The sequence below is a fragment of the Pseudomonas sp. KU26590 genome, from assembly GCF_026153515.1.
In the GTDB taxonomy this organism is placed as follows: domain Bacteria; phylum Pseudomonadota; class Gammaproteobacteria; order Pseudomonadales; family Pseudomonadaceae; genus Aquipseudomonas.
Genome location: NZ_CP110644.1, coordinates 694492 through 707044, shown reverse-complemented (window position 1 = coordinate 707044; position 12553 = coordinate 694492). Strand labels below are relative to the sequence as shown.

Below are 12553 nucleotides of genomic sequence, written 5' to 3'. Positions count from 1 at the left end.
GAAGGCCGCCTTACCACGAGAGGGGGCGTTTCGAGGATCAGACTAGGATGACGAATCAAATAATTCAACAAATAAAATAAATGAATTAAATGCTTCAATCGGGTGCGGAAGTTATCCGCATTGGTGCAGAAGTGAAAGCGCGCAAGGCTGTGGGTGTACAGAAAATGATCAGTGATTTGAAAGGACCCATGCACCGAAGCGGCGCATGGATTGCTCGCATACATCATTTGCGGCCGGCTTGCTGGCGAGCCGGCGCCGGATGTGTACGCCGCAGATTGTGTGTCTGCCGTAACCCAGTGTAGGAGCGCGCTTGCCCGCGAAGAGGTCGGTACAGGCGACACATCTCTGTCGTCCTAACCAATGCCTTCGCGGGCAAGCGCGCTCCTACACGTTCGTCGTCGAATCCAGAGGCAATGGCTGGCGCAGAATCCGTAGGAACCGGGGTTTCAGCGGTCTACCGCTATAGCCTCACAACACATAACGCGTGATCGCGACAAAGTGCAGCAAGCTGCCAGCGATGACGAACAGGTGCCAGACCCCATGAAAGTGTCGGACCTTGGTGTCGAACGCGAAGAAGATGATCCCTACGGTGTAGAACAACCCGCCCAGCGCCAGCCAGATGAATCCGGCCATACCCAGCGCAGCGATCAGCGGCTTGACCGCAACCAGTACGATCCAGCCCATCACGGCGTAAATGACAATGGACATCACCCGCGCTTCGGAACGAGGCTTGATCTCCTGCAAAATGCCGATGATCGCCAGCGCCCAGACGATGCCGAACAATGTCCAGCCCCACGTCCCGTGCAGCGTCACCAGGCAAAACGGCGTGTAGCTGCCGGCGATGAGCAAATAGATCGAAAAGTGATCAACCTTTTGCATGATCACTTTCGCCCGGCCGCGAACGCTGTGATAGACCGTGGACGCGCTGTACAGCATCACCAGCGCCACACCGTAGACCGCGACGCTGACGATCTTCCAGATATCCCCGGTCATCGTCGCGACAACCAGCATCCACACCGCACCGATCGTCGCCAGAATCGCGCCGACCAAATGGGTCCAGGCGTTGAATTTTTCTCCGTAGTACATCCGCAAACGACCTCTCTGAATGGCATGACACGCGTCAAGGGTCCTGCTTCTGAACCGCAATGACAACGCATTGTGTCGTGTTATCGAGAATTTAATGCAGCCAGCCGCCGATCTCTTCGGCACAATCGGGCGCTCTCAAAACAAGAACCCGGCGCGGGCCCCCACGATGCAGATCGACGAAGAGCTGACCCTCAAGAAGCTGGAAATTTTTCTGGCGTTCATGCGCACCGGCAATCTGGCCAGGGCGGCGGCGGAGCTGCAGACGAGTACGGTCAGTGTGCATCGGGCGATTCATTCGCTGGAGAGCGCCTTGCGTTGCCCGCTGTTCAAGCATGAGGGCCGCAACCTTACGCCGCTCGAAGGCGCTTACGTGCTGGAGGAGCGCGCGCAGAAGCTGGTGCAGGACGTGCTCAGTACCATTGAGCAAACGCGGCAGGCGGCCGGGTTTTCAGCGGCGCGGTTCAAGCTGGGGGCGCTGTACTCCCTGACGGTCAAAACCGTGCCGCAGCTGATCATGGGCCTGAAGATCCGCCGCAGCGAACTCAACATCGACCTGATTCTGGGCTCGAACATCGACCTCTTCTACAAGCTGAAGAACATGGAAGTGGATGCGATTCTGGTGTCGCTGAACGAATCCGTGAGTGATCCGGATTGCGAGCATTTGCCACTGTTCTCAGACGACATCTTCCTCGCGGCCCCGGTGGATTCCCCCTTCGCCCAGCAAAGCGAAGTGAACCTGGGCGATCTGCGCGAAGCGACGTTCATTACCCTGACGCAAGGTTTCGCGACCCATCGTGATGGGGCGATGGTGTTTCAACAGGCAGGCTTCGAGCCGAAAGTGGCGATGCAGGTCAACGACATCTTCACGCTGCTGAGCATGGTCAGCTCGGGTGTGGGTTACGCGCTGCTGCCGGGGAGGATTGCGGCGGTGTATGAAAACCGTGTGCGGCTGATTCCATTGCAACAGCGTTATCGCATGCAGCAGCACATCGGTCTGGTCTTCCTCAAATCCCGCGAACGGGACCCCAATTTGCTCGCGCTGCTTGCGGAGTGCCGGATGTACTCGAACCGGCTGGCCCAGGCCTGAGCCGCCCCTCTCTGGGAGCGCGCTTGCCCGCGAAGAGGCCGGTGCAGCCCAAATATCTCTATCGTCCGAACCAAAGCCTTCGCGGGCAAGCGCGCTCCTACAGGTTTTGCGGCAGACGCCAAATTCACGTCTGCCCCCGAGAATAACGCCGCATCCAGATTTCCTCGTTGAGGTGCACTGCCAATGCTGCGCCGAACCCGCTTCTGCCGAAGGCGTAGGAGCGCGCTTGCCCGCGAACGCGTCATCACGGACACATCCGGAATATTTGTTTGCCGCAGGGATGATCGTCCGTGCACTAGCCTGATTCCGCACACTTCACTGCGCGAAGGAATGCCAATGTCACAAAGAAGCGCTGATCTGCGGCTAGGCCGTTACTCGGGAGTAGGGCAGATTTATCTTCTGACCTCCGTGGTGCATGGCCGACAACCTCTTTTCTTCAACTGGCGCACAGGTCGGTTGGTAGTCGAGGAGTTTCGACGAGCCCAGCAGGCCGGGATTGCAGAGTCTCTGGCGTGGGTTGTCATGCCGGACCATTTTCACTGGCTCGTGGTGTTGAGAGAGGGAACCTTGGGAATGCTGGTGCGCCGGGTTAAATCCGGCAGCGCGCTGGCGATCATGCGGGCGGGCCACACACCGTTTCGGGTATGGCAGAAGGGTTATCACGACCGGGCGGTCCGGCGGGAGGAAGATTTGCAGGCCGTTGCGCGTTACATCGTAGCCAATCCGTTGCGGGCCGGTCTGGTGAAACGCGTGGGCGATTATCCGCTCTGGGATGCTGTGTGGCTGTGAGATTTTTTCGCGGGCAAGCGCGCTCCTACAGGTTTTGCGGCGGACGCCAAATTCACGACTGCCCGCGTGAATAACGCCGCTTCCAGATTTGCTCGTTGAGGTGCACTGCCAATGCTGCGCCGAACCGGCTTCTGCCGAAGGCGTAGGAGCGCGCTTGCCCGCGAACAGGCCGGTACAGCCGACGCATCTCTATCGTCCGAACCGAAGCCTTCGCGGGCAAGCGCGCTCCTACAGGTTTTGCGGCGAACGCCAAATCCACGTCTGCCCGCGTGAATAACGTCGCATCCAGATTTGCTCGTTGAGGCGCACTGCCAAGGCTGCGCTAAACCCGCTTCTGCCGAAGGCGTAGGAGCGCGCTTGCCCGCGAACAGGCCAGTGCAGCCCAAGCATCTCTATCGTCTGAACCAAAGTCTTCGCGGGCAAGCGTGCTCCTACAGGTTTGCGGCAAACGCCAAATTCACGACTGCCCGCGCGAATAACGCCGCATCCAGATTTGCTCATTGAGGTGCACTGCCAATGCTGCGCCGAACCGGCTTCTGCCGAAGGCGTAGGAGCGCGCTTGCCCGCGAACGGGCCAGTGGAGCCCAAGCATCTCTATCGTCTGAACCAAAGTCTTCGCGGGCAAGCGCGCTCCTACAGGTTTTGCGGCGGACGCCAAATTCACGACTGCCCGCGTGAATAACGTCGTATCCAGATTTGCTCGTTGATGTGCACTGCCAAGGCTGCGCTAAACCCGCTTCTGCCGAAGGCGTAGGAGCGCGCTTGCCCGCGAACGGGCCGGTACAGCCGACGTATCTCCGTCGTCCGAACTCAAGTCTTCGCGGGCAAGCGCGCTCCTACAGGTTTTGCGGCGGACAATCGTCCGGGTTTGACCTTAGGAATTGCGGCGAAAACACGCCGCGCACTCAGAAGCCTCAGCCCAAAATTCCGCGCACGATGAAGTACAGCAGCGACGGCCCCAGCAGGCAGCCCAGTCCGGTGTGGAACGTCGCCGTCAGTGCGCCGTAAGGCACCAGCCGTCGATCCGTCGCCGCCAACCCGGCCGTCACGCCGCTCACGGTGCCGGCCAGACCGCCGAACACCATTGCCGAACGCGGGTTATCCAGCCCCATCCAGCGCGCGGCCATCGGGGTGCCAACCATGACCAGAATGGCCTTGATCAAACCAGTCGCAATCGACAGCGCCATCACATCCGAGCTCGCGCCCAGCGCTGCACCGGTCACCGGCCCGACGATGTACGTCACCGCGCCCGCGCCAATGGTGGTGATGCTCACGGCGTCGCGATAGCCGAAGGCATACGCCACGCAGCAACCGACGATGAACGGCAGCAATGTGCCGAGCAGCAGCGAGAACGCGCCGACCCAGCCAGCCTTTTTCGCTTCGGTGGCCTGCACTTCGAAGGCCGTGGCGACGATGGCGAAATCACGCAGCATCGACCCGCCCATCAGGCCGATCCCGGAGAACAACGCCAGGTCCGCCAGCCCTTTCTGGCCGCCGGTCATCGTGCCGCCTACCCACGCCAGCACCAGGCCAATTACGATCGCAATGGCCGAACCATGAATGCGCCCGAACGTCAGGCGCTTGGACAGCACCACGGAAATCCACATCACCACGCCCACGACCGCAAACGCGGTGACCAGGCCCTGGCTGATCAGGTCTTTCTGAATGAGCTCCCACATATCAGCGGCCTCCTGCTGGGGAAACAGTCGGCGCGATCACCGGAAGCGGGTTCGCGAGTTCGTCCTCTTTGGGCAGTGGCTCGCCCTTGTTGATCCGGCTGATGACCGCAATCGTGCAGCCACAGACCACCACCGACACCACCGCTGCGATGACCGCGATCGGCCCGCCCTTGAGCGCCGTCACCACGTTTTGCTGAGCGGCCATGGCCACGACGACCGGGATGTACATGGCGCCCCAGAAGCCGACGCCCATTTCACAGCCTTCGCTCATGCCGCCGCGCTTTTGCATGAACAGCCGTGCGCAGATCAACAGGATCATCGCAATCCCGACGCCGCCTACGTTGGATTTGACGCCCAGCAGCACGCCAAGCAGATCACCTAGAATCACCCCCGCGAGGGTGCAGATTGCGAGTAACGCCACGCCATAAATCACCATTGTTCTAATCCTCAAATTGCATCGTCGAAGTTGTTGTTTTTGTGTTCCTTCGAAAGCAGCAGTCGGTTTATGAGTGGCGGCGTTCCTCCTCTCGCGACAGCGCGCTGAGCGTATCCAGCCGGGCGCCCTGAAAGGCGACGGCCGATCCTTGTTCGAAAACGCGGCGCGCCAGGCCCGTAAGCACGGTGCCCGGCGGCAGTTCGATGTGCAGGCGTGCGCCGCGCTCGTACGCGGTTTGCACCGTGCTGCGCCAGTCGATGACACGGCACATGTTGAACGCCAGATCGTCGCGCACCTTGTCCGCGCTGAGCATCGGCCGCGCGGTGCTGCCGCTGAGGTATTTGAGCGTTGGCGCTTTCACGCCCACATGGGCAAACGCATCAGCGAGCGCCCGCGCAGGCTCAGCCAGCAGCTCGCAATGGGACGGCACGCTGACCGCCAGCCGCTTGGCCGCCGCAGCGCCCTGCTCTTTTGCAAGCGCAGCGACAGCCGCCATGGCCTCGTCTCGCCCGGCAATGACGAACTGGTTATCGGCGTTGATGTTGGCCAGATAGACCGGCAGCTCAACGCTGTGAATGCGTGCGATCAGGCCTTCAACCGTGGGTTGGTCGAGCCCGATCAGCGCAGTCATGCCGTAGCCCTGTGGATAAGCGCTTTGCATCAGCTCGCCCCGCAGTGCCACCAGACGCACGGCATCCGAAAAATCCAGAGCCTCCGCGATCACCGCCGCGGGATAAGCACCGATGGACAAACCCGCAACCATGTCAGGGGTGTTTTCATCCGCCATCAACACCCGCGCACAGGCGACGCCGGCGATCAACAAACACAGCTGAACGGCTCGCGTCGATTGCAGGGCCGCGGCGGTGTCCAGCGTCAGGACGTCCTCGTTCAGCGCAGCGCTCGCTTCCGCCAGGCACTGTTCAACCAAGGGATGCTCCGGCAGCCCGTGGAGCATGCCCGGCTGCTGCGCGCCCTGGCCGGGAAACGCCCAGAAACTGCTCATGCCGCGACCGCCTGCGCCAGCCAAGGGTTATCCACAAGCCGCGCGCCGTCTTCGGCTTTGAGCAGTACCTGACGTGACGGTCCTGCCCATTCGCGCAGCGCCACGGCGCCAAACGGCGTTTGCAGCTGAAGATCGATGCGGCACACCGCGCCGGCCAACTGCTCGACCAAACGAGCGGCATGCTGACGATCAAAGAAATCCGGGGTGCGCAGTATCAGATCGAGGTCGCTACCCGCGTGCAGCACCTGCACGCCACTGGCCAGCTCGAAACCGGCGCCACCCGCCACGCCCCACGGCAGGCCGAGCGCGTTCATCACGGGACGGATCTGCTGCAAGGCGCGCAACGCCGGCCAATCAGCGTCAGGCGTCATGGCGATCAACTCTTCAGGCCGCACGCGCCGTTGCACATCGTCGAGCTTCATGTGGGTGGCGTAGCGCTGATCCCGCGAGCGCCCCCGCACACCCACCGCCACCAGGCCAGCCGCGACACGGGCGCGGCGCACCACCACCGGATGACCCAGGCCAACGGCTTCAAACGCCCAAGCCGGTGCGTCGATCGGCAACGCAGCCGCCGAAAAACCCCACAACAAATCGTGGGGCAGCACCGGCTGGAAAGTACTCATTACCACTGCGCCCGCAACAGCTCGCGGACTTTCGACGACGCGGCGCGGTTCGGCGCCCCGAGGCGTGAGCTCAGGTCATTGCCGCCGGCGAGGGTGTCTTTGATCGCGGCAATCAAACAGTCCTGCACCAGGGTGAGATCCGACGCGGTGGGCTGCTCGATCTGACTGACCGACAGGGTTTCCCACAGCAAACCGAGGCTGGCGTAGCTGTCGATGTCATAGGCCATCGGCGGCACGCTGGCGGCGAGCTTTTCCAGTTCTTCGACGCTGCGCAGTGTCACCCGCGCCGCAGAGGCCTTGCCCATGGCGTGAACCATGACGCCCGGATCGCGCAGGGCAATCAGCCGATTGGCCTGATAGCCGTGTGCGAGAAACGCGCCGGACATCGCCTTGCCCACCAGCAGCCCGATCACCGGGTGCCCGGCCAGACGCGCCCGGGCATAAGCGTCAACCGCACCGGCAAGCGCTTGATGGATGCCCAGCGCTTCTTCCCGGCGGCCATAGGCCTGACTCGGCACGTCGATGATCGCAATCAGCGTGCGCTTGATATCGCTGTGCCGATCCAGCTCGATGGCGCCGTCCACCGCTTGGGCCAGACCCCACCCTTCAAGCAGGCCGACTTCACCGTTCTGTGCACGAGGAAAACGGTTATCTGGATCGGCGACCACCGCCAGGAATCGCGCCGGACGATCACCCAGTGCGCCGTCCGCTGCTTTCACCGACGCCGGCAGCCCCGCCACTTCAGTGGCGTTCGCGGCGAGCGAATTGAACCAGTTCAATCCACGCAGAGAGTAAGCACTCATGTCCGATCTCCTTGATACGCGCTGCGCACGGCAGCGGGCTCTATCTGCCGGGCCGTGTCCACTTGCGACAACCGCTCGAGGAACCAGGCGTATCGACTGCTGCGCTCCTGCTCGGGCTTGCCCTTGTGCAACAACGCGTGCACCTGTTGCTGAATAGCGTTGATGTCATCGGCGACAAACGCGTCCACTAGGCCGCTGGCGAACCGTTGCTCGCCCCCGGTCAGGCTCCAGATGAAGGGCCGGTCGCGGGAATCGTATTCTTCGATGCCGGCTTCCTGCTCGATGACTTGCGGGCCATTCAGCCCGAGACGCGCTTCCTGGGTGACGACCAGATAACTGCACAACGCCGCCGCAATGGACATGCCGCCAAAGCAGCCAACGCTGCCCGCCACCACGCCGATCACCGGCTGATAACGACGTAAATCAACGATGGCCGCGTGGATGTCGGCGATAGCCGCCAGCCCGAGGTTGGCTTCCTGCAAGCGCACGCCCCCGGTTTCCAGCAGCAGGATGGCGGCGGTGGGGATGCCCTTGCGGTTGTCTTCTGCCGCCAGTTCCAGCGCGCCGGCCATTTTGGCGCCGCCGACTTCGCCCATGCTGCCGCCTTGAAAACCGCCTTCGATGGCGCAGATCACCACCGGTTTGCCATCGACGGTGCCTTTGGCGATCACCACGCCATCATCCGCCTGCGGCACCACGCCTTGCTTGACCAACCAAGGAGAAACCAGGCGTTCGAAGGGGTCGATCAGCTCACGAAAACTGCCATCGTCGAGCAGTGCGCGCGCGCGCTGCCGGGCACCGAGTTCGACGAAGCTGTGTTGCTGCAGAAGCCGCGTGCTGTCAGTCATGACCGACCTCCTCGAAACCTTGCTCCAGACGCAGCCGAACGACGCCCGGTGTCGCGCCGAAGTCGTGGATGTCGATGCTCATGGCCGGTGGCGTCTGGCCGTCAAACATGCGCTGGAAGAGGTTTTCCCAGCGCGCCGAACTGCCGTTGACCGACGTCAGCACCTGGATCGTCAGCTTGCCCGGCTGACCCGGCTCGAGCAGTACTTCCAGATCACCCGAACCGACGCAACCTACCAGCGCGCGACCCAATGGCGGCTGACCGGCAGGGAATTCAAAAGACAGGGTTTCCATGATCAGACGTTCCTCGTTGCATCGCCGAGCGCAGGCTCCAGGCGATCAATAAACAGGCAAGCGGCGAGCAGATCGGCAGCGCCGCCGGGGGAGGCGTTCAGGCTCAACAGTTGCTGATCCAGCTGATTCAGCGCGCGACGGCCGCTGAGGGTCGCGCTGCCGCCAGCATCCAGCACCCGCTGCGCGCCGTGTTGCATGGCGTGCAGGCCTGCTTCGCCCGCGCGATACAGCACGCAGGTGTCGGACAGCGTGGTCATGATCGCCAGCAGCGCATCAAGTCGCGCGTTCTGCTCGCCATGGCCGGCGGCGCGGCTGCGAATGAGTTGCGGCAAGCCGGTTTGAGTCACGGCAGGGAAACCCGCTTGCGCTTGTTCCCGGGCACCCGTTACGCCGTATTTCTGAGCGACGGTCTGGCCATGGCTCTGGCTGTTTCGCTGGTTGGCGGCCTGATGACGATCCTCGATCAATGCCAGGCGCCCTGCGCGCTGGCAGAGTCCTTCTGGAGAAAAATCATCGGGATTCAGCGCTGCAGCAGTGACCAGCAAACCCAAAGCCCAGATCGCACCACGGTGAGTGTTCACTCCGTTGGTGGTGCGCATCATCGCGACTTCGCCCTCGCGACCGAGTCGGCCAATGGTTTCCCGCAACAGCGGGTTGATCTCGCCGATGGTAATGGCGGCGTCGGCCATCTGCTTGAACGCGGGCCACAGCGAGATCGCTGATGCGTGCATCAGACCCAGATGCAGATCGGTGTGAGCGCCACTGCTGCGACGATCGACCAGCGCCGGTTTTGGCGACAGGTCGGCTTCGTCGATCAGCGCATCCACGGCCAGATCGGCCAGGCGCTCAGCCACTGAGGCCGAACTCGGCGTTGCATCGAAAGCCTCGAAAGCTACGTTGAATGCGCGCATCACCAGCTCCTGAATTTCGCAGGCGGGTTGTACAAACCGCCAGACCATTCCACCAGCTCGGCGACGCTCTTGGCGGCAAGCAGTTCGCGGCTGGCATCGGTGCGACGAATGCCCAAATCCTCAGGCAGCGCAATCAGCCCTTCACGGCGCATACGGGCGGTGTCTTTCGGGTTGTGGCGCATGCCAATCGAGGTCACGCCCGCCACGGCGGCGATCAGCGCCTGACGCTCTTCCAGCGTTCGCGCCTTGTACAGATAGGCGATGCCTTCTTCGGTCAGCAGATGAGTGACGTCGTCGCCGTAGATCATGATCGGCGCCAAGGGCATGCCGCTTTTCTTCGCGACTTCCACGGCGTCCAGCGTCTCGACGAAAGTGGGTTTGCCGCCTTCCTGGAAGGTCTCGACCATTTGCACGACGAGCTTTTTGCCGCGTTCAAGATAGGCATCGGGGCCGTCGCCACTGTGCTGGCGCATGTCCAGCCAGGCGGGTGTAGCGTGACGCCGGCCGCGCGGGTCATGGCCCATATTTGGCGCGCCGCCAAAACCGGCAAGGCGTCCGCGCGTGACGGTGGAGGAATGACCGTCGCCGTCCACTTGCAGCGTGGCGCCGATGAACAGGTCCACGGCGTACTGCCCGGCCAGCTGGCACATCATTCGGTTGGAGCGCATGGAACCATCGTGGCCGGTGAAGAACACGTCGGGCCGCGCCGCAATGTAGTTTTCCATGCCCAGTTCGGTGCCGAAGCAATGCACGCTTTCGACCCAGCCGCTTTCGATGGCGGGGATCAGCGTTGGGTGCGGATTGAGCGTCCAGTTGCGGCAGATCTTGCCCTTCAGGCCCAGGGATTCGCCGTAGGTCGGCAGGATTAGTTCTATCGCGGCGGTGTTGAAACCGATGCCGTGGTTGAGGGACTGAACGTTGTGTTTCTCGTAGATCCCGCGAATCGCCATCATCGCCATCAGCACGTGCACCGGCTTGATGTGGCGCGGGTCGCGAGTGAACAGCGGCTCGATGTAGAACGGCTTGTCGGCGACGACCACGAAGTCGACCCATGACGCCGGGATGTCCACGCGCGGCAGGTCGCTGACGTCATCCACCAACTGGTTGACCTGCACGATGACGATGCCATCGCTGAAGGCGGCCGGTTCGATCAGGGCGGGGGTGTCTTCGGTGCTGGCGCCGGTGTAGATGTTGCCGGCCCGGTCAGCCATGAAACCGGCCGAGAGCACGACGTTGGGAATCAGGTCGACCAACAGGCGGGAATACAGCTCGATATAGGTATGAATCGCGCCGATTTCCAGCAGACCGTCTTCCAGCAACTGGCTGATGCGCAGGCTTTGCGTACCGGCGAAAGAGAAGTCCAGCTTGCGGGCAATGCCGCGTTCGAATAGGTCCAGATGCTCGGCCCGGCCGACGCTGGGCATGATCATGTGCAGGTCATGCAACTTGGCGGGATCGGCCTTCACCAGTGAGCGGGAAAGGAAATCCGCCTGCTTCTGGTTATTGCCTTCAAGCACCACGCGATCGCCCGGCGCAATCAACGCCTCAAGCGCCGCAACAATCTTGTCAGTCGGCAGTACAACGCCATCGGCGAAGGAACGCACCAGGTCGAGCCGCCGCAGCTTTTCAGTGCGACGACGCGACCAGCGCGGGTCAAGTTTAGTTGTTGTGGTCATGCTGACTCCACGAGTTCGCTGTCGTGGGGCAGATTAGGAGGGGTTCAGGTGCGGCATCAATCAAGCAAATGCATGAATCATTACCGTGAGAGTAATGATTAGTCCGCCCAGTTGATCTGATAGCGGGTGCTGCGCCCGCCGCCAGGCAGCTTTACCAGGCAGTCCTTTTCCAACAGGTCCTGAAGATGCCGGGTGGCGGTGGCTTTACTGACTTTGGCGACTGCCTGGTATTGGGCGGCGCTGACGCCATTGGTAAAACCCGCGTCAGGTTTCCCCGACAGCAGGTCGCCATTCAGCAACCGGTTGAGCACCTTGATCTGCTCCGCAGACAGGCCGTCATCCCGGTGGGCTTGCCAGAACCTGGCCTTCGCCAAGACCCGGTGGATACGCTGCATGGCCTGCTCCAGGGTGTGGAGCAAGGTCTGTAAAAACCACACGAGCCATTCAGTGATGTTCAGGCCGCCGCGCTGGGTCGCCTCCAGAATCCGGTAATAGTGCTGACGGTGGGCAAGGATGCTGGCGGACATGGCGTAAAAGCGTATGGCCTGGTGTTCGCCCTGGGCCATGGCAAGGTCAGTGATCGCGCGGGTCAAACGTCCGTTGCCATCGTCGAACGGGTGCAGCGTCACGAACCAGAAATGCGCGATGCCCGCGCGGATCAGTGGGTCAAGGGTAGGATCGGCGCGGCTGCTGTTGAACCAGTAGAAAAAGTCATCGAGCTTTTTCTCCAGACCTTCGTGCGCAGGTGCCTCGAAATGCACCACGGGCTGGTCGATGCGACCGGACACGACCTGCATGGGCTCAGGCCCTCTGAGCGTCCCGACCTGGATAGGGTTTGCCAGCAGCGCGCTCGGCTCGGGGAACAACAACTGATGCCAATGCATCAGCCGTTCAGACGTCAGCGGCGCGTCGTATTGTTGGGTGGCATCCAGCATCAGTTCCGCCAGACCTTCACTGCGCGCCGTCACACGTTCATCGCTGGCGAGCCCGAGCCGCTTTGCCAGAGACGAACGCACCGACTCCACATTCAGCTGCTCACCTTCAATGGCCGATGAGGTGAGGACGTTTTGCAGCAGGGCGTCCAGTTCGCGCTCGACATTCGCGTGGGTGCCTGACGCGCCAATCATCCCCAACAACTGCCCCTGCGCCTGGGTGCACGCCCGCAACAGCGGCGCCAACGGCTCAACGTCCCAGGAGAAGGAAGGCCATTTGGGGTGTTGCCAAATCCATTTTGCTGACTGTTTCACCTGACGCCTCGGAGGAGTGTGAGCCGATTAGCTATTCTATTCGGCTCACAGGGTGAGCCGAATATGCGGTTTA

General features: G+C 62.0%; 13 protein-coding genes. 2 read left to right on the top strand and 11 right to left on the bottom strand.

Annotation, left to right across the window (positions count from 1 at the left end):
* Positions 1-468 precede the first annotated feature (468 nt).
* The gene (gene trhA / locus OKW98_RS03250) at positions 469-1086 is read right to left on the bottom strand and encodes a PAQR family membrane homeostasis protein TrhA (protein WP_265387951.1); all 618 of its coding nucleotides are present in this window, start codon (positions 1084-1086) and stop codon (positions 469-471) included.
* A 166-nt stretch (positions 1087-1252) separates the two neighbouring features.
* On the opposite strand from trhA, the gene OKW98_RS03245 reads away from it, so the two are divergent.
* Both OKW98_RS03245 and OKW98_RS03240 read left to right on the top strand, forming a co-directional pair.
* Positions 1253-2173 (top strand): LysR substrate-binding domain-containing protein, encoded by a 921-nt coding sequence (locus OKW98_RS03245; RefSeq protein ID WP_265389639.1) that lies wholly within the window; start codon positions 1253-1255, stop codon positions 2171-2173.
* Positions 2174-2503: 330 nt separating this feature from the next.
* Positions 2504-2962, top strand: a complete 459-nt coding sequence (locus OKW98_RS03240; protein WP_265387950.1) for an REP-associated tyrosine transposase — start codon at positions 2504-2506, stop codon at positions 2960-2962.
* A gap of 914 nt (positions 2963-3876) precedes the next feature.
* Here OKW98_RS03240 and madM read toward each other — a convergent pair.
* The 10 genes from madM to OKW98_RS03190 form a co-directional block, all read right to left on the bottom strand.
* Positions 3877-4641 (bottom strand): malonate transporter subunit MadM, encoded by a 765-nt coding sequence (madM, locus tag OKW98_RS03235; protein ID WP_074892392.1) that lies wholly within the window; start codon positions 4639-4641, stop codon positions 3877-3879.
* 1 nt (position 4642) lies between these two features.
* The gene (madL, locus tag OKW98_RS03230) at positions 4643-5077 is read right to left on the bottom strand and encodes a malonate transporter subunit MadL (protein WP_065991198.1); all 435 of its coding nucleotides are present in this window, start codon (positions 5075-5077) and stop codon (positions 4643-4645) included.
* Between the two features lie 67 nt (positions 5078-5144).
* On the bottom strand, positions 5145-6080 hold the full coding sequence (mdcH, locus tag OKW98_RS03225; protein ID WP_265387949.1) for a malonate decarboxylase subunit epsilon: 936 nt from the start codon (positions 6078-6080) through the stop codon (positions 5145-5147).
* Positions 6077-6703, bottom strand: a complete 627-nt coding sequence (locus tag OKW98_RS03220) for a malonate decarboxylase holo-ACP synthase (RefSeq protein ID WP_416147962.1) — start codon at positions 6701-6703, stop codon at positions 6077-6079. Before OKW98_RS03220 ends, mdcH begins: the two co-directional genes overlap by 4 nt.
* On the bottom strand, positions 6703-7506 hold the full coding sequence (gene mdcE, locus OKW98_RS03215; RefSeq protein WP_265387947.1) for a biotin-independent malonate decarboxylase subunit gamma: 804 nt from the start codon (positions 7504-7506) through the stop codon (positions 6703-6705). The genes OKW98_RS03220 and mdcE overlap by 1 nt, the downstream gene beginning before the upstream one ends.
* Entirely contained in the window at positions 7503-8354 is an 852-nt protein-coding gene (locus OKW98_RS03210; protein ID WP_265387946.1) for a biotin-independent malonate decarboxylase subunit beta, read from the bottom strand. The genes mdcE and OKW98_RS03210 overlap by 4 nt, the downstream gene beginning before the upstream one ends.
* On the bottom strand, positions 8347-8646 hold the full coding sequence (locus tag OKW98_RS03205) for a malonate decarboxylase subunit delta (protein WP_065991186.1): 300 nt from the start codon (positions 8644-8646) through the stop codon (positions 8347-8349). The genes OKW98_RS03210 and OKW98_RS03205 overlap by 8 nt, the downstream gene beginning before the upstream one ends.
* 2 nt (positions 8647-8648) lie before the next feature.
* On the bottom strand, positions 8649-9557 hold the full coding sequence (locus OKW98_RS03200) for a triphosphoribosyl-dephospho-CoA synthase (protein ID WP_265387945.1): 909 nt from the start codon (positions 9555-9557) through the stop codon (positions 8649-8651).
* Positions 9557-11233, bottom strand: a complete 1677-nt coding sequence (gene mdcA, locus OKW98_RS03195; protein ID WP_265387944.1) for a malonate decarboxylase subunit alpha — start codon at positions 11231-11233, stop codon at positions 9557-9559. Before mdcA ends, OKW98_RS03200 begins: the two co-directional genes overlap by 1 nt.
* Before the next feature lie 98 nt (positions 11234-11331).
* Positions 11332-12480, bottom strand: coding sequence for a Fic family protein (locus tag OKW98_RS03190; RefSeq protein ID WP_265387943.1), 1149 nt, complete (start codon positions 12478-12480; stop codon positions 11332-11334).
* Positions 12481-12553: the final 73 nt, after the last annotated feature.

What these genes read in the sequence shown, in the direction of transcription:
- trhA (WP_265387951.1), bottom strand. Translation starts at nt 1,086, where the DNA reads ATGTACTACGGAGAAAAATTCAACGCCTGGACCCATTTGGTCGGCGCG.
- OKW98_RS03245 (WP_265389639.1), top strand. Translation starts at nt 1,253, where the DNA reads ATGCAGATCGACGAAGAGCTGACCCTCAAGAAGCTGGAAATTTTTCTG.
- OKW98_RS03240 (WP_265387950.1), top strand. Translation starts at nt 2,504, where the DNA reads ATGCCAATGTCACAAAGAAGCGCTGATCTGCGGCTAGGCCGTTACTCG.
- madM (WP_074892392.1), bottom strand. Translation starts at nt 4,641, where the DNA reads ATGTGGGAGCTCATTCAGAAAGACCTGATCAGCCAGGGCCTGGTCACC.
- madL (WP_065991198.1), bottom strand. Translation starts at nt 5,077, where the DNA reads ATGGTGATTTATGGCGTGGCGTTACTCGCAATCTGCACCCTCGCGGGG.
- mdcH (WP_265387949.1), bottom strand. Translation starts at nt 6,080, where the DNA reads ATGAGCAGTTTCTGGGCGTTTCCCGGCCAGGGCGCGCAGCAGCCGGGC.
- OKW98_RS03220 (WP_416147962.1), bottom strand. Translation starts at nt 6,703, where the DNA reads ATGAGTACTTTCCAGCCGGTGCTGCCCCACGATTTGTTGTGGGGTTTT.
- mdcE (WP_265387947.1), bottom strand. Translation starts at nt 7,506, where the DNA reads ATGAGTGCTTACTCTCTGCGTGGATTGAACTGGTTCAATTCGCTCGCC.
- OKW98_RS03210 (WP_265387946.1), bottom strand. Translation starts at nt 8,354, where the DNA reads ATGACTGACAGCACGCGGCTTCTGCAGCAACACAGCTTCGTCGAACTC.
- OKW98_RS03205 (WP_065991186.1), bottom strand. Translation starts at nt 8,646, where the DNA reads ATGGAAACCCTGTCTTTTGAATTCCCTGCCGGTCAGCCGCCATTGGGT.
- OKW98_RS03200 (WP_265387945.1), bottom strand. Translation starts at nt 9,557, where the DNA reads ATGCGCGCATTCAACGTAGCTTTCGAGGCTTTCGATGCAACGCCGAGT.
- mdcA (WP_265387944.1), bottom strand. Translation starts at nt 11,233, where the DNA reads ATGACCACAACAACTAAACTTGACCCGCGCTGGTCGCGTCGTCGCACT.